Here is a 14,989-nt window from a genome sequence, read left to right on the forward strand (position 1 = left end):
CTTGCCATTCGTCCTGCCATTCGTCGTGCCACTCACGGACCGCGAGCCCGGCCGCGCCCGCGGCGACGGCCGCGCCCGTGCCGGGGCCCGAGCCAAGCGGCCGTCATGGTGCTCCCCCTTGTGCCCGTGGTCGCCCGGGCCGAAGGGGGCGGGGAGCCGTGGTCCATGGGCGAGGCGTAGCCGGCCGGAGTGCCGTACGACGCCCGGTGCTCGGCCGGTTGCAGCATCCAGCCCGCCCGGACGCGACGGTGCCGCAGCCCGCCTCAACGGCGGACTGCGGCACCGCGTTCATCCGTCACGGCACGGCTCAGCCCACGACGCGGCCCAGCTCGATCCGGTCGATGTTCGGCGCCCAGGCGGTGGCGTTGCCGAACGTCACCTTGTTCGCTCCCTTCACCAGATCGACCGGGACGCCGACCGTCCAGTAGTCGTCCCAGCTCCAGGTGTTCTTGAAGGTGACCTTCTGCGGTGCGGCGCCCCCGACCCCGATGTCCGCCGTGCGGGACATGATGTCCGTGTTGTAGGCGTGACCGTTGTCCCGGCGGTCGTTGTGGGCGTAGTGGACGACCAGCACGTAGCGGCCGGACCTCGGTGCGGTCACCGTGAACTCGGCAGTGCTGGACGGGCTGTTGCCGAGCCGGCCGATGTACGAGCCGGCCGACGCGTGCGGGCTGTCGACGAGCTTCGCGCCACCCGCGAGCGTGGCCGAGGCCCCTTCGTAGGAGAGGGTGCCGGAGGCCGAGCCGTCGCCCGAGACGTCGAGGGAGCGGACGGCGGCGTGGCCCGACGTCATCGCGACCCGGTTGTTGCCCGCGACGAGGTACAGCCGCAGCGGGCGGCCGGGCGCCGCCGTGACCTTCTCGCCGTGCAGGGCGAGCCGCACCGCCGCAGAGGTCCGCGGGGTCACCGTGTAGTAGCCGTCGCGCGGGGCGTAGACGTCGAAGACGGCCTTGTCGCCCGGGCGCAGCACCAGGGCGCCCGTGCCCACACCGGCCGAGGACGAGTAGTCGTACGACGGCTTGCCGCCGATGTCGGCCAGCGTGGCCTCGTACGACGCGGAGGCGGGGCCGGTGTCGCTCGTCAGGTCGATCCGGTCGAGCGTGACCTCCGCGTCGCCCTTGGCCAGCACCAACCGGTGGGAGCCCGCCTTCAGCCGGACGGAGAGGTCCTTCTTGGCGCGGTAGGTCCAGTTCTCGGTCGAGGGGTAGGTGACCGTCACCGGGTCGGCGCCGTCGACGGTCAGCTTCTGCGTGGCGGGACCGCCGGACTGGTTGCCGTACAGGATGGCGAGGTCGTACGTGCCGTCCTCCGGCACGTTCACGGTGAAGGCGACCTTGCTGCCCGGCTGGTTGAGGGAGCCGACGTCCTTGGTGCCGGAGGCGGCGTAGCCGTTGGCGTTGCCCACCGTGCCCTGGGTGTAGACCTTGCCGTCGGTCACGGCGGCGTCCTCGGCCTCGTACGAGGCCGACCACGGGGCGGAGACGGCGGCCGGGGTGCCCGAACCGCCGGGGGTGAGGACGATCCGGTACGCCGACATCTTGTGCAGGCCGCGCAGCGGGACCGTCGCAGAGCCGTCGTCAGCGACCTTCACCTTGGTGCGCGCCAGGACCCGCGGAGCCGCGTGCTGCCCCTCGTACCCGGACCAGGCGGCCTCGGCGACCGTCGCGGTGACCGTACGGCCGAACACGGAGCGGGGGACGTTCTTCACGACCACGTCCGAGTCGCCGTCCGCACCTCCGAGCAGCACCTGGGCCTGGCGGCGGGAGGTGTCCAGGGAGGCGAGCCCCTGGAGGGTGTCGACGGTGTTCGGCTGCGGCGGCGTCACCTTCATGGTGTCCCCGGTCAGACCCGCGTACCAGCGGAACAGCCACCAGCCGCCGTTGGGGATGTTGGAGCGCACCACGTGGCCGCTGAGGTTTCCGGCGGCGTCCCAGTACGCCATGTTGGCGTACACCTTGTTGCGCTCGAACATCGACACCCACTGCACGAGCTGCCCGGGCACGGACAGGTCGCGGCGGTTGGCGTACTCGTCGATGTTGATCTTCAGGGGGGCGATGCCCGCCTCGCGTTCCAGCTTGCGGTAGTCGTCGTAGTGCGCCTGGAAGTCGCGCAGGGAGCCGGAGCCGAGCTCGTGCCAGGTCATCACCTGCGGCACGACGTTCTCCCGCTTGGTGAAGGCGAGGAAGTCCTTCAACAGGCGCGTGTGATAGGCGGCTTCGTTGGGACCGGCGATGCGCGCGTCCGGGTCGATCGCCCGGATCCGCCGGTACACCGTCTTCCAGTCCTTGAAGAACCGGTCGCGGTTCTTCTCGTACTGGGCCTGGTCCTGGACGTCGAGCTTGTACCAGATCTGGTCGGGCTCGTTGAAGGGGATGAAGACGAAGCGGTCGCTGTGCGGGTCGGCCGATATCTCCTTGACGATCTTGTCGACCTTGGGGAGGTAGTCGTCGATGCCGAGGTCCTCGTACGGCCACTTGGCGTAGATGTCCTGCATCATCACGTTGATCTCGCCGCCGCCGGTGCGGAAGAACGACTTCGAGACCGTGAGCGCGTCGCCGTTGGGGTGCTGGGCACCGCCCTGCGGTTTCTGCGAGATGCTGGTGATCTTCAGGGGCTCCATCGCCGCGTCGCTGGGCACCCCGTCGTCGCTGAGCCCGTAGAGGGAGCCGTTGGCACCGAGCATCACCGGGCCCTCGGAGGCATCGAGGTCGACGGTGAGGCGCTGCGGGTCGGCTGCGGCGGCAGCGGGACCGGCCGCGGGGAGGGTGGCTGCCATGGCGGCTGCTCCAAGTAGTGCTGCGAACAGGGCGGTTCTGGTGCGGGATCTCGTGCGGGTGGGGGCGATCACGCTGCTGGACCTCCGGTCACTTGACGGCTCCACTGGCGATTCCGGACACGATCTTTCGCCACAGGCGGCTCGGTTCAGGCGCGCGGCTGCGGTGCCCACAGGGGCCGTTCAGGCATGGGCGGGCGGTGGGCCCGAACTCTCCCGCACCACCAGTTCCGGTTCGGACACGGGATGCGGGGCGACCGGGGCGGACTCCTCCAGGGCGCCGTGCAGCAGAGCGAAGGCGGCCCGGCCGAGGCCGGTGAAGTCCAGGCGCACGGTGGTCAGCGACGGGGTGAGGAAGGCGGAGTGCGGGGCGTCGTCGAACCCGGCCACGCTGACCTCGCCGGGCACCGAGCGGCCCGTCTCGTGCAGGGCGCGCAGCACGCCGAGCGCGAGGTCGTCGTTGCCGCACAGGATCGCGGTGACGGACGCATCCCGCGCCAGCTTCAGCGCCGCCGCGTGACCGCCCTCCGGTCCCCAGCCGCTCTGCGCCGGACGGGGTTCCGGGGCGCCTGCCTCCTTCAGTGCCTGCCGCCAGCCGCTGGTGCGGGCGCTGGTGCGGCGGGTGCTGGAGGGGATGGCGACGTAGTGCACGGTCTCGTGGCCGAGGGAGAGCAGATGGCGGGTCGCCTGGTAGGCGGCCTCGCGGTCGTCGGTCCACACCCAGGGGCTCTCGCCGCCGGGCGGGCTCGCCGGGGTCTCGACCACGCCCACGACCGGCACCCCGGCGGGCACGGCTCTCAGCGCCCGCACACCGGCCGGATCGTAGGCGATCACGACGATCCCGCCGCCCGCGTCCGTCGCACGCTGCACTTCGGCGGCGACGGCCGCGTCCTCATCGGATTCCAGCACGCCGATGCCGACCGCGTAGGAGGCGGCGCGGGCGGACTCCTCGATGCCCTGGAGGATCGAGGCGTAGCCGTAGTGGGTGGTGTTCGCGGTGAGCACGGTCACGGTGCGGGTGCGCCCGCTGGCCAGGGCGAGGGCGGTGGCGTTGCGCCGGAAGCCCAGCTCCTCGATGGCGGCCTGTACCCGCTCCCGGGTGGACGGCCGGACGCTCGGGTGACCATTGATCACGCGCGAGACCGTCTGGTACGAGACCCCGGCGGCCGAGGCGACATCCCGGATGCTCGCCGGACGCCTGGTGTGACCGGTCACATTCATGTCGAGAATTGTGATCGGTCACACGTGGATCGTCAAGAGACGGTATCGAGCGAATCGGGATGCGCCGCACAGGGCCCGCGGCAGGCCGCGGAACGGATCGGCGGTCGGCCCCCCGGGCCCCTCACGCCCGTGCGGCGTTCCGCTCCCGCGCCTGATCGCGTGCGTCCCGACGGAACGCCCAGGCCATGTCGGGCTCCACCACCCAGCGGAACACCCGCCGCACCGGCGCGGTGCACAGCACGGTCACGAGCAGCGCGGCGACGACCGTCACGAGGATCTCGCCCGGGGGCCGGTGCACCCACGCCGGCTCGTACCAGCCCCAGAACTTGGACCCCTGCGCGACGAAGCCGTGCAGCAGGTAGCCGTAGAGCGTGCCCGCGCCCAGCACCGTGAACCACATGTGGCGGCCGGGCACCCAGGCGAGGAAGCAGGCGACCAGGACCAGCGAGCAGCCGAACGTCACCAGCGTCATCACGGGCCCGTACCAGGCGGGCGCCGCGAGCTCCTCGGCACTGTCACGGTGGTAGAACCAGGCCCCGCTCATCCGCGGCACCGCCCAGTAGGCCACGAGGAGCGCGCCCGTGAAGACCGGCAGGGCGAGGATCCGCGCCGCACGGCGCCGCACCAGCCGGAAGTGCTCGGGCCGCAGCAGCAGACCGAGGACGAAGTACGGCAGGAACTGCAGCGTGCGCTGCAGGTCGAGGTCGTTGCCGATGGACGGCGAGAGCGTCGCCAGCATCGCGATGACCAGGGCGGCCGGCAGCGGCCACCGTACGCGCTGCCAGATCGGCGTGGTCAGCCGCCAGACGAACAGGGCGATCAGGAACCAGGTCAGGTAGAGGGGGTCCAGCAGGGTCACCGGCCGGTCCGGTTCCTGGTCGGTCCACCGGGTGAACAGGGTGTACGCCGTCTCGAAGACGATGTACGGCACCGCGAGCCCGGTGATCAGACGCCGGATCCGCCCGGGGCTCGCGTCGAAGGAGCGCGAGAAGTAGCCGGAGATCACGATGAACGCCGGCATGTGGAAGGCGTACACGACCATGTAGAGCGCGGAGGCCGCCCGGCTGCCGTCCCGCAGGGGCTCCCAGGAGTGGCCGATCGCCACCAGCACGATCGCCAGGTACTTCGCGTTGTCGAAGAACGCGTCCCGACGGCCGGCCGGCTCCGGCGCGGGCGGCGTCTTCCGTTCCGTCGCTCCGCTCGGGACCGCGCGGATGCGCAGCGTGTCCTCGCTCATCACGCCTCCCGGGCGGCGTGCGGGGAACCCGGGCGGGTGCGTACGCGTCTTGCCGTAGATGCGGCGATGGGGTGCCGGTGCGACATCCCGGCCGCCTGACCACTGCGGAGCGACGTAAACCGCTTTCCGCGCGGCTGTAGCGCGGATCACATCGACGGTGGTGCCGCCGGGCCCGGGGCCGCGGCGGCACCACCGCACGGGGTCCGGTCAGCTCAAGGAGCAGTCGGCGCCGTTCAGGGTGAAGGCCGTCGGGCTGGGGTTGGCCGTCGACCGGGAGGCAGTGAAGCCGAGGGTGACCGATCCCGACGCGGGGATCGTCGCGGTGTACGGGGCGGCCGCCACGCTCACCGCGGAGCCGGTCTGGGTCGCCGTCCCGCCCCAGAGGCTGGTGATGCGCTGGCTGTCCGGGAAGGTCCAGCGCAGCGTCCAGCCGTTGATCGCCGACGTGCCCGTGTTGCGGAGGACGATCTCGCCCTGGAAGCCGCCGGACCAGCTGCCCGTCACCCGGTAGCCGACACCGCAGGCCGACGGTGAGCCGCCGGACGGGGTCGTGACCGTCACCGTGCCCGAGCGGGGCGAGCGGTTGCCGGCGGCGTCGCGGGCGTAGACGGCGAAGGTGTGGGAGGTCGCGGGGGACAGACCGGTGAGGGTGGCGGTGGTCCTCGTGGTGCTGGTGACGGCCGACTCGGAGCCGCCACTGATCCGCACGACGTCGTAGCCGGTGACGCCGGTCGCGTCGGAGGCGGCGGCCCAGGTCAGAGTGGCGGACGAGGAGGTCACAGCGGAGGCGGTGGGGGTGCCGGGGGCCGTCGGGGGAGTGGTGTCGCCCCCGCCGGAGCCGTAGATCGCGGCCTCCTTGGCGGTGGCGGCGATGCCGTTCGCGCCGTTGAAGAGGCGCTGCCCCCAGGAGGTGAGCCGGTCCGGGTCGAAGTTCGTCACCATGTCCAGGTACTCCACGCCGCCGCCGTTGCCGCTCCACGACCAGCCGAGGTAGCCGAGCCGGAGCTGCTGGGCCACCGCCAGGATGGTGTCCTCGTCGGGGTTGCCGTCCGAGTGGTCATGGCCGAACTCGCCGATGACGAGGGGCAGTCGGGCGGTGACGAACCGGTTCAGGTAGTCGGTGATCTCGGCGGCGGTGTCGAAGACGCCGTACATGTGGATCGAGAAGACCGTGTTGGCGTCGGGGTCGGCGGCGAAGACCGAGGCGGCGTTGTCGCGCATCGTGAACGCCCAGTCCTGGCCCCAGTTGGGCGCGTCGACCATGATCGTGTGGTCGAACCCGGCGGCGCGGAGCTTCTGGATCGCGGCCTTGGTGTCGGCCGTCCACGCCGCGTAGCCGATGTTGCCGTGCGGCTCGTTGCCGATGTTGACGATGACGTAGTCCTCCTGGCCGGCCAGGACGCTCTTCACGTCGATCCAGTAGTCGGCGGCCCGGGAGAGCGAGACGGCTCCGCTCTGCTCGCCGTAGCCCGTGGTGTCGTGCACCTCAAGGACGCAGATCAGCCGGTTCTGCTTGCACTGGGCGACCACGTTCGCCACGTCGGCGGCGTCGTTGCGGGTCCAGCGGTCGCCGCTGGAGAGGACCACGCGGACGGTGTTGGCGCCCTTGGCCTTGATGTGGGCGAGGGAGCTGATGCGGTCCGGATACCAGGTGTGGGCGTGGTTGACGCCCCGCATCACGAAGTCGTTCCCGCCGGCCTCCAGCAGCCGGCCGTTCTGCACCCGCAAGCCGGTGGGCGCGGCCTGGGCCGGCGGAGTGAGAGCGAGGAAGGACAGGAAGAGGGCGAGCAGGGCGGCGGCCACGGTGGCCGGGCGTGGAGAGGTGGGGCGGAGTCTCATGACGGCTCCAGAAGTGGGGATCGAGTGGCACACGTTGTCGGTCGCGCTGTCGTGCCGAACGGGGTCCTGCCGTCGGGGGTCGGTTCGGGTGGGGTTGGTTCGAGCGGAGCTGGTTCGGGTGGGGTTGGTTCGGACGGAGCAGGTTCGGGCAAGGCCCGGTTCGGACGGAGCAGGTTCGGGCGGAGCAGGTTCGGGTGGGCTCGTGCCGGGGCGCTTCCGGCCCGGCACGGCCGTCATCCGGCGGGCGCCTTCCCGGCACAGGTGGCGGTCGCCGCCGGGGTACCGGCCGTGGCCGGGGCCGTGGCGACGAAACCGAACGTGGCGCTCGCGCCGGGAGCGAGGGCGCCGTTCCACGCCGCGTTGGCGACGGTGGCCGTGCCGTCGGCGGCCGTGGTGAGGGAGCCGTTCCAGAGCTGGGTCAGACGCGCCCCGCCCGCCGGTACGACCGTCGCGGTCCAGCCCTGAACGGCGGAACCCGACGTGTTCGTCACCGTCACCTCGCCCTGGTAGCCGCCCTGCCAGGAGGAGACGGCCCGGAAGCGCGCGGTGCATGCGGTCGGGTCCCCGCCCGGGCCACCCGGATCGTCCGGGTCCTGCGGCACTCCGGCGTCGAGGGCCGCCGCCAGGGCCGGGAACCAACGGGCCGCGATCTTGGCGTCGCCGGAGGCGTTGGGGTGCACGCCGTCGTAGGTGTCGGTGGCCGTGCTGAAGCCGGTCCACTGGTCGACCACGGTGACGGGGGAGCGCTCGGTGCCGGTCGCCCGCGCCCAGCCGGGAATGCGCGCGTTGAAGTCGACGACGCGCTGGGCACAGGCCGCGCAGGTGCTGGGGTTCATGGGGATCAGCTGCGCCACCAGGATCCGCATGTCCGGGTTCGAGGCCCTCATCTGCGCCACGAGCTTGGTGTAGGCGGCGAGGATGCGATCGGGGGCGATGCTGCTCCAGACGTCGTTCGTGCCGAAGTGCATGACAACGATGTCCGGCCGCGTGGAGGACAACCGGCCGGGCAGCAGGTTCCGGTCCGCCACGTTGGTGACCAGCTCGCCTCCGTGGCCCTCGTTGTCCCCGTCGTGCGCCTGGCCGCAGCCCTGCGGGGGGAGGGTGCCGACGAAGTCGACGTCCGTGTATCCGCTGTCGGCCAGCCGGTTCCACAGCACGGCCCGCCAGCAGCCCGGAGAGCCGGTGATCGAGTCGCCGAGAGGCATGACGCGGACGGGGTCCGCCGCGGGCGCTGACGACGCGCGGGGTGCGAACGTCATGCCGAGGGGGAGGAGCAGGGCGGCCAGGAGGCCGAGGACGGACATGACCCGTAAGTGCGGGGACGAGTGGGGGGTTCCGTGCATGGTGGTCCCTTCCCTGGAGGTGGGAGCGCTCCCACCACATCAAGCCATTGTTGTCAGTGACGCGTCAAGAGGTGAGAGGGTGAGAGGGTGAGCTCCGGAGGTCGAAGGCGATCGGCGACGATCATCCGGAGGCAGACGTGGACACGGAACGCGGCGCCCTGAACGGGCTGCGGATCGCGGACTTCTCGCGGGTCCTGGCCGGGCCGTACGCGACCATGCTCCTCGCCGATCTCGGCGTCGGCGTGGTGAAGGTCGAGCGCCCGGGAGCGGGCGACGAGACCCGGCAGTGGCGTCCCCCCTCCGACGGACACGGCACCTCCACCTACTTCCTCGGCGTCAACCGCAACAAGCGCTCGGTCGCCCTGGACCTGTCGGACGAGACCGGCCGGGAGCGGGCCCGCTGAGCGCGTCACCGGCGCGGCACCGGCTGGCGCCGCCGGCGCTCGGTGCGCACACCGCCGAGATCTTCGGCGAATCCGCCGGCTGACTCCCGCCCCGTCTCGCGCCGTCGGCGCCCCCTGAGGACTTCGACGTCATCGCCGACCGCCGTACCGAACTGGCCGACCTGCTGAAGACCCTCACCGAGCGGGTCCGCTTCCTCACCTCCGGCGGCACGCCCGCGGACCTCGGCGTCGGCCTGGACCACCTGGTGTGGGTCGGTGACGGGCAGGGCGAGCCCGCGTGGACGGCCGGCGGCAGCTATCAGGTCGTCCGGATCATCCGGATGCTCGTCGAGTTCTGGGACCGGGTCTCGCTGTCCGAGCAGGAGCTGATGTTCGGCCGGCGCAAGGACACCGGAGCCCCGCTCGACGGCGCCCGCGAGACCGACAGCCCGAACTACGCCAAGGACCCGCACGGCACGGCGATTCCGCTAGACGCACACATTCGGCTCGCCGAACCCGCATCCCGGGGATCGGCAACTTCCGTATCCTGAACCGGGGTTACAACTACGACCGGGGTGCCGACAGCGTCGGCGAACTCGACATGGGACTGGTCTTCTGCTGCTACCAGCAGGACATGCGCCGCCAGTTTCGAAGCCACACAGACCCGGCTGATCGACGAACCCCTCGTCGACTACATCTCCCCGACCGGAGGCGGCTACTTCTTCGCCCTGCCCGGGGTGCGGGACTCCTCCGACTGGCTGGGCAGAGGGCTGCTCTCCGCCCGACGCTCGGGGCCGGGCCGAACGCACCTCTCACCAGATACGGCGACCCGCACACGCGATGTTCAGGAACGCGCGTACGGGTCGCCGCGACCGGTGGGGTACGGAACCGCCGCCCGTCGCGGCCCCCGGGAACGGGCGCCGCGACGGCCGGACCTCAGACCTCGGCGCTGCGGCGCGTCACCGCCTTCCGCAGCAGCGGCCACACCAGCAGCAGCACGATCACCGCGTACACGGTCATCGCGAACGGCGTGTTGAACAGCCCCGTGACACTGCCGTCGCTGATCTGCAGGGCGCGCCGCAACTGCTGCTCGGCGTTCGGGCCGAGGATGACGCCGAGCACGGCGGGCAGCACGGGCAGCCCGTAGCGGCGCATACCGAAGCCGATCAGGCCGATGATCAGCAGGATCACCAGGTCGATCACCTCGCCGCCGACGGCGTACGCGCCGACCGCCGCGAAGAACATGATCCCGGCGTACAGGTACGGCCGCGGGATGCGCAGCAGCTTCGCCCACAGCGGCGCCAGCGGCAGGTTCAGGGCGAGCAGCAGCACCATGCCGACGAACAGGGAGGCGATCAGACCCCACACCAGGTCGGGCTCCCGCTCGAAGAGGAGCGGGCCGGGCTGGATGCCGTACTGCTGGAAGGCGGCCAGCATCACGGCCGCGACCGCCGTGGTCGGCAGGCCCAGGGTCAGCATCGACACCAGGGTGCCCGCCGCCGAGGCCGACGCCGCCGACTCCGGACCGGCGACACCCTCGATGGCGCCCTTGCCCCACTCGTCCTTGTGCTTCGACAGGCGCTTCTCCGTCACGTACGACAGGAACGTCGGGATCTCCGCGCCGCCCGCCGGGATCGCGCCGAACGGGAAGCCGATGAACGGGCCGCGCAGCCACGACTTCCAGGTCCGGTTCACATCCCCGCGCCCCAGCCAGGGACGCCCCACCGGGATCGGCTCGGGCGGCCTGCGCCGCAGGTGCGCAGCGACCCACAGCGCCTCGCCGATCGCGAAGAGACCGACCGCGACGATCACCACGTCGATACCGTCGGCCAGTTGCAGCGAGCCGAAGGTGAGACGCTGCTGGCCGGTCATCTGGTCCAGGCCCACCAGGCCCAGGGTGAGGCCGATCAGCAGGGAGGCGAGGCCCCGGATGCGGGACGAGCCCAGCACCGAGGTCACGGCGATGAAGGCCAGCACCATGATGGCGAAGTAGTCCTGGGCGCCGATGTCGACGGCGAGTTTCGCGACCGTCGGTGCGAGCGCCACCAGCAGCAGTGTGCCGACCATGCCGCCCGCGAAGTGGCCGATCGCGGCCGCCGCCAGGGCTTGTGCGCCGCGCCCCGACTTGGCCATGGGGTTGCCCTCCATGGCCGCCACCACCGCGGCGCTCTCGCCCGGGGTGTTGAGCAGGATGGAGGTCGTCGAACCGCCGAACATCGCGCCGTAGTAGATGCCCGCGAACATGATGAACGCACCGATCGGGTCGAGCCCGTACGTCACCGGCAGCAGCAGTGCCACCGCCATCGCCGGGCCGATGCCGGGCAGCACGCCGATCGCCGTGCCGAGCAGGACTCCGATGGCGGCCCACAGCAGGTTGATCGGGGTGAGGGCCGTACCGAAGCCGTCCAGAAGGGAGTTGAGGGCGTTCATGTCACAGCACTCCCATCAGCGGACCGCCGGGCAGGGGCACTCCGAGCAGGTTGTTGAAGACGGTGTAGGTGACGAGGGAGAGCCCGGCGGCGATGAGCGGATCGCGGTCGATCCGGCGGCTGCCCAGCGCGAACGCCGCGCCCCAGAACAGCAGCGCGCCCGCGACGGGGAAACCGAGCGGCTCGATCAGCACCGCCGCGCCGAGGAACACCCCCGCGAGCAGCAACACCGTGCGCCAGTCGGCGGGCTCGGACAGGTCGATGTCCTCTCCGCCCTCGGCCTGTCCCCGGCCGCCGCGCAGTACGTCCACGGCGAGCAGCGCGGCGATGACCAGCAGGCCGGCGCCGACCACGAGCGGCACGGTCTTCGGGCCGACCGGGCCGCGCTGGGCGATGTCGACGTCCATGGTGAGCGCGTCGGTCAGGACCAGGACGCCCAGGGCCAGCAGCAGGACACACACGCCGAGTTCGGAGTGCTCCCGCAGCCACGAGCGCCGTTCGCCGCCGGTCTCGGCGGTGGGTATGTCGGTCTGTGTCGTCACAGTCCCAGCTCCTTCAGCACCGAAACCACGCGCTTGTCCTCGGCGTCGAGGAACGCGCCGAACTTCTCGCCGGTGAGGAAGGCGTCGTCCCAGCCGTTCTGATCCATGGACTTCTGCCACTCGTCCGAGTCGTGGAGCTCCTCGGTCAGCCGCACGAGCTTGTCGCGCTCCGCGTCGTTGAGGCCGGGAGGGGCGACGATGCCGCGCCAGTTGGTGAAGTTCACGTCGTAGCCCGCCTCCTTCAACGTGGGCGCGTCCAGGCCCTTGACACGTTCCGGGCCGGTGACCGCGAGGAGTCGCAGCTCGCCCGCCTTGATCTGGTCCTGGTACTCGCCGACTCCGGAGACGCCGAAGGCGACCTTGTTGCCGAGGATGGAGGCGAGCAGCTCGCCACCTCCGTCGAAGGGGATGTAGTTGACCTGTTTCGGAGGGATCCCGGCGGCCCGCGCCATCAGCATCGGTGCGAGGTGGTCGGGCCCGCCCGGCGAGGAGCCGCCGCCCACCGGGAGCTTGCCCGGATTGTCCTTCCAGGCGCCGATCAGGTCGTCGATCGTCTTGTACGGCGAGTCCTTCGCCACGACCACCACGTCCTGTTCCTCGGTGAGCCGGGCGATCGGCGTGGTGTCCCCGAGCGTCTTGGGGGCGTCGTTGGAGCGGACGGCGCCGACGACGCCGAGGCCCATGGACATGGCGAGCTTGCCGTTGCCGTGCTCGCTCACCAGCCGGCTGAGGCCGACCGTGCCGCCGGCGCCGGGGAGGTTGAACACCTCGATGTTGTGGGTGAGTCCGGCGTCCTCGGCGTTCTTCGCGGCCGTCCGGGCCGTGATGTCGTAGCCGCCGCCGGGCGTGTTGGGGACCATGAAGCGCAGGCCCGGGATCTGTGTGCCGGTCTCGGAGCCGCTGCCGGTGGTCAGCAGCGGGGGTCCGACGAGCACGAGCACGGCGGCCCCGAGCAGGGCGAGGGGAGTGCGCAGGCGCACGAGTGCCACCACCTGTCGGTACGTCGATGCGGGTAGGTAAAGGCCCTGTGAGGGAGGGTGACGTGGGCCACATGGTGCCCGGGCTCCGGTGGGCTGTCTCCCTTCCGGAAGCAACGGAGGTTTTGGTCTTTGCGGTCACCGTGAGTGCCGCCGGGTGCGAGCCGAACGCACGGGGCCCCGGCGCGTACGCGCCGGGGCCCCTCGATCAACGGTCACTGATCCGTGTGGACCTCCAGGGCGGCCCGCACGGCCGACTCCAGGGCCCCCTCGATCCAGGCCGGTTTGACTGACGTGTGGTCCCCCGCGAAGTGCAACGGCCCCTCACGTTCCGGGATGACGGGCAACAGCTCCGTGTGCTGCCCGGGCAGCAGCACCGACGCCTCCCCGTAGGCGTACGGGTCGCGCAGCCAGCTCTGGGTACGCCCCGCGCCGGTGTAGAACACCTCGATGCGCCGGCCGTAGACCTGCTGCAGACCGCACAGTGCGTGCGGATACCGCGCCTCGTCGTTCAGGGAGTCCCATCGCAGGGCGTCGTCGGCCCAGCTGTAGGACGCCAGGACCACACCCCCCGCGCTGCCCGGGACCGGGTGGGACGGGTTGAACATGAAGCGGTTGGCGTTGTCCGACACCGAGCCGCCGCCCACGACACCGGCCGCCTCCGGCTGGTCGCGGCCGATCGCGCGGTTCGCGGCGTAGTGGGTGCGTTGTGCCTGCGTGATGTGCCCGCCGGGCACGGAGGGGTGCGCGCCGAGCAGGCTGCCGTCCGCGGGCGCCTTGCCGGTGCGGTAGGCGTCGTACAGGCCCGGGTCGACGGCGTTCAGCTCGCGCTTCCAGTCGTCCTCGTCGAACTCCCACCAGCGGCGGCTGAACTCGAGCAGCACCTTGGTCGCGCTGTCGTAGTGCAGCTCGCAGACCGCGCGGCGCTTGCGGTACGACAGGGGCGGGTCGATCTGCACATGGCGCAGCCCGGAGAACGGCACCGTGACCACGGCGACGTCGGCGGTGAACTGCTCGCGGACGACCGGGCCGTCGCGCCCCTCGGAGACGGTGTCCACCCACACGTGCGGGCCCTTGCTCCGCACGTGCCCGCCGTCCGGGGACGGCCGGTCGGGGTGGTGGTACTGGATGCGCGTCACCCGGCGGTCGAACCGCACCTCCTCGCGCACGCGTTCGAGCAGGGCGTCCGGCAGCACGGCGGTGCCGCCCTCCAGCTCGTAGAAGGGAGTGTCGGGGCTGATGAGGGAGGAACCGATGAAGCTGTGGATGAAGGACAGCGGGAGGCGTGAGGTGAGGTTCTCCAGGGTGCCGATCAGATCGACGGTCCGTTCGTCGAGACCGGCGTGCTCGGTGAGGAAGCGGAACATCGACCAGTCGCCGAACCGCTTCACCACGCGCGCCCAGCCCCGCAGCCGCTCCGGCAGCGGTTTGTCGACCCTCTTGCCGTCCCGGCCGACGGAGCTGAACTCGTCGCGCACGGGGTCCAGCGCGGCGCGCAGGATCGCTGCGGCGGGCGTGTCCCAGTGGGCCTTCGGGACGCCGAAGGACCGGTTCACGCGCCGGGGGGAGCGGGCGTAGTCGGCGCGCCGTACGCGGATGCCGTTGACGTGGATCCAGGTCCGGGCGGCGGGACGTCCCTCCTCGTCCACGTCGACGTAGTGGAAGCGCCGCTTCTTCAGGTCGAACCGGTCGATGAGTTCCATCACCAGCGGGTGGCTGCCGGGGATGCGCATCGCGCCCGCCTCGGCGTACTGGCCGGGATCGGCGAAGGGCTGCCCGGCGCCCTCGTGGCCGCCCTTGCGGAAGGTCTTGATGCGGCCTCCCGCCCGGTTGCCGTTGGCCTCCAGGACCGTCACCCGGTGCCCCGCCTCCTTCAGCAGCCAGGCGGCCACCAGCCCGGACGGGCCGGCGCCGACGACGAGGACGTCCTTGGGGCGCCTCCGTCGCGCCGGCAGTCCGTCCTTCAGGGCGCGCAGGTAGCGCGGGACGAGGGGGCGGTCGTCGGAATCGAGGACGAGCAGGGCACGGGCGACGGCGAGGCATCTGTCGGAGTCGGCGCCACGGCTGCCGCCGGGGGCGGCCGGGGCGAGCGGCGCGGCCGGGGCGGCCGGCGCGGTCAGGGCCGTGGCGGTACCGCCGGTCAGGGCCGTCGCCACCGTGGCCGTGCCGGCCACCGCCGCGAACTCCCGCCGGGAGAAACCACCTTCAGAGCGCACCACCGCGTGATCATCTGTCATGGCGATCT

General features: G+C 71.5%; 10 protein-coding genes and 2 pseudogenes. 2 read left to right on the top strand and 10 right to left on the bottom strand.

Features of this window, described 5'->3' with window-relative positions; translation table 11 throughout:
* Positions 1 to 307: 307 nt before the first annotated feature.
* The 5 genes from ACZ7EG_RS27795 to ACZ7EG_RS27815 all read right to left on the bottom strand — a co-directional run bounded on the left by ACZ7EG_RS27795 (position 308) and on the right by ACZ7EG_RS27815 (position 8,413).
* Entirely contained in the window at positions 308 to 2,776 is a 2,469-nt protein-coding gene (locus ACZ7EG_RS27795) for a CBM35 domain-containing protein (protein WP_471084457.1), read from the bottom strand.
* 180 nt (positions 2,777 to 2,956) lie between these two features.
* On the bottom strand, positions 2,957 to 3,994 hold the full coding sequence (locus ACZ7EG_RS27800) for a LacI family DNA-binding transcriptional regulator (RefSeq protein WP_471084460.1): 1,038 nt from the start codon (positions 3,992 to 3,994) through the stop codon (positions 2,957 to 2,959).
* A gap of 121 nt (positions 3,995 to 4,115) precedes the next feature.
* Positions 4,116 to 5,231 (bottom strand): acyltransferase family protein, encoded by a 1,116-nt coding sequence (locus ACZ7EG_RS27805; protein WP_471084463.1) that lies wholly within the window; start codon positions 5,229 to 5,231, stop codon positions 4,116 to 4,118.
* Between the two features lie 207 nt (positions 5,232 to 5,438).
* A complete protein-coding gene (locus ACZ7EG_RS27810) occupies positions 5,439 to 7,070 on the bottom strand; it encodes a cellulase family glycosylhydrolase (RefSeq protein WP_471084466.1) in 1,632 nt (543 codons plus the stop codon).
* A 233-nt stretch (positions 7,071 to 7,303) separates the two neighbouring features.
* Positions 7,304 to 8,413, bottom strand: a complete 1,110-nt coding sequence (locus ACZ7EG_RS27815) for a GDSL-type esterase/lipase family protein (protein ID WP_471084469.1) — start codon at positions 8,411 to 8,413, stop codon at positions 7,304 to 7,306.
* A gap of 110 nt (positions 8,414 to 8,523) precedes the next feature.
* Here ACZ7EG_RS27815 and ACZ7EG_RS27820 point away from each other — a divergent pair.
* Positions 8,524 to 8,814, top strand: a pseudogene (locus tag ACZ7EG_RS27820) (CoA transferase); the annotation flags it as partial.
* 8 nt (positions 8,815 to 8,822) lie between these two features.
* On the opposite strand, the gene ACZ7EG_RS27825 reads toward ACZ7EG_RS27820, so the two are convergent.
* On the bottom strand, positions 8,823 to 9,059 hold the full coding sequence (locus ACZ7EG_RS27825; RefSeq protein WP_471084471.1) for a hypothetical protein: 237 nt from the start codon (positions 9,057 to 9,059) through the stop codon (positions 8,823 to 8,825).
* On the opposite strand from ACZ7EG_RS27825, the pseudogene ACZ7EG_RS27830 reads away from it, so the two are divergent.
* Positions 9,051 to 9,575 (top strand): annotated as a pseudogene (locus ACZ7EG_RS27830) (Dyp-type peroxidase); the annotation flags it as partial. The gene ACZ7EG_RS27825 and the pseudogene ACZ7EG_RS27830 sit on opposite strands and share 9 nt — an antisense overlap.
* Positions 9,576 to 9,732: 157 nt before the next feature.
* Here ACZ7EG_RS27830 and ACZ7EG_RS27835 read toward each other — a convergent pair.
* From ACZ7EG_RS27835 to ACZ7EG_RS27850, 4 genes are all read right to left on the bottom strand, one after another.
* Complete coding sequence (locus ACZ7EG_RS27835; RefSeq protein WP_471084474.1) at positions 9,733 to 11,226, bottom strand: tripartite tricarboxylate transporter permease; 1,494 nt, start codon at positions 11,224 to 11,226, stop codon at positions 9,733 to 9,735.
* A gap of 1 nt (position 11,227) precedes the next feature.
* The gene (locus ACZ7EG_RS27840) at positions 11,228 to 11,767 is read right to left on the bottom strand and encodes a tripartite tricarboxylate transporter TctB family protein (protein WP_471084478.1); all 540 of its coding nucleotides are present in this window, start codon (positions 11,765 to 11,767) and stop codon (positions 11,228 to 11,230) included.
* A complete protein-coding gene (locus ACZ7EG_RS27845) occupies positions 11,764 to 12,747 on the bottom strand; it encodes a Bug family tripartite tricarboxylate transporter substrate binding protein (protein WP_471084944.1) in 984 nt (327 codons plus the stop codon). The genes ACZ7EG_RS27840 and ACZ7EG_RS27845 overlap by 4 nt, the downstream gene beginning before the upstream one ends.
* Before the next feature lie 212 nt (positions 12,748 to 12,959).
* Complete coding sequence (locus ACZ7EG_RS27850; RefSeq protein ID WP_471084481.1) at positions 12,960 to 14,981, bottom strand: flavin monoamine oxidase family protein; 2,022 nt, start codon at positions 14,979 to 14,981, stop codon at positions 12,960 to 12,962.
* Positions 14,982 to 14,989 lie beyond the last annotated feature (8 nt).

The sequence above is a fragment of the Streptomyces sp. NPDC037100 genome (assembly GCF_055606225.1).

What these genes read in the sequence shown, in the direction of transcription:
- ACZ7EG_RS27850 (WP_471084481.1), bottom strand. Translation starts at nt 14,981, where the DNA reads ATGACAGATGATCACGCGGTGGTGCGCTCTGAAGGTGGTTTCTCCCGG.
- ACZ7EG_RS27815 (WP_471084469.1), bottom strand. Translation starts at nt 8,413, where the DNA reads ATGCACGGAACCCCCCACTCGTCCCCGCACTTACGGGTCATGTCCGTC.
- ACZ7EG_RS27835 (WP_471084474.1), bottom strand. Translation starts at nt 11,226, where the DNA reads ATGAACGCCCTCAACTCCCTTCTGGACGGCTTCGGTACGGCCCTCACC.
- ACZ7EG_RS27810 (WP_471084466.1), bottom strand. Translation starts at nt 7,070, where the DNA reads ATGAGACTCCGCCCCACCTCTCCACGCCCGGCCACCGTGGCCGCCGCC.
- ACZ7EG_RS27805 (WP_471084463.1), bottom strand. Translation starts at nt 5,231, where the DNA reads ATGAGCGAGGACACGCTGCGCATCCGCGCGGTCCCGAGCGGAGCGACG.
- ACZ7EG_RS27795 (WP_471084457.1), bottom strand. Translation starts at nt 2,776, where the DNA reads ATGGCAGCCACCCTCCCCGCGGCCGGTCCCGCTGCCGCCGCAGCCGAC.
- ACZ7EG_RS27800 (WP_471084460.1), bottom strand. Translation starts at nt 3,994, where the DNA reads ATGAATGTGACCGGTCACACCAGGCGTCCGGCGAGCATCCGGGATGTC.